Here is a 587-nt window from a genome sequence, read left to right as displayed (position 1 = left end):
TGAAAAGTAAATACATTTTGTTGTTTGTTAACAAATTTTTCATAAGTTTTAAATTGTTTATAATTGTTACAATTTTCAGCGTAGTAATTTATAACTATTGTTTATGGCCTGTTAAGTAAACGCTATTGGTTTGAAGTGAAGCTTACTTCAACATCATGTTTTGCAGGATTTTCATCTTTCAATCAACCTGAATGAAGGATGGCGATCTAATGAGGTTCTGTACCGATGCCGATCAATTCGTTCTGGATGGGTGTAGGTGCGGAGGGGATTACGCCATGGACGAAGGAGCTCATGTTCGCCATCCTTAATGCGCGATTATCAAAAAGTCTGCTGGTGACAACAAATGGATTAATCTCAGTACTGTCTCAATTATGGTTCTCAAATTATCAACCATTTTCTAGATAATATGTCCCGGGATAATCTTATGCGATTAGAAGGCAATTGCAGTCCTCAACTAGCAAGCCTTATCGAGAATGATTCATAAGAGAGAAGCAGCGACCAGTGCTCATATACATTTATCTACTTACAAGAAAAACCAGGCAAAATACGCCCGGTCCTTACTTCCACAGGATGTGATGACTTCCGCG

1 protein-coding gene is annotated in these 587 nt (G+C 38.2%); it reads left to right on the top strand.

Translation table 11 applies throughout. The features are described from left to right. The first annotated feature begins 225 nt into the window (after positions 1–225). A complete protein-coding gene (locus tag SIN01_RS14865; RefSeq protein WP_141306182.1) occupies positions 226–405 on the top strand; it encodes a hypothetical protein in 180 nt (59 codons plus the stop codon). The last annotated feature ends 182 nt before the right edge of the window (positions 406–587 follow it).

This window comes from Sporolactobacillus inulinus (genome assembly GCF_006539285.1).
GTDB lineage: Bacteria > Bacillota > Bacilli > Bacillales > Sporolactobacillaceae > Sporolactobacillus > Sporolactobacillus inulinus.
This window is presented reverse-complemented; position numbering and strand designations above follow the sequence as displayed.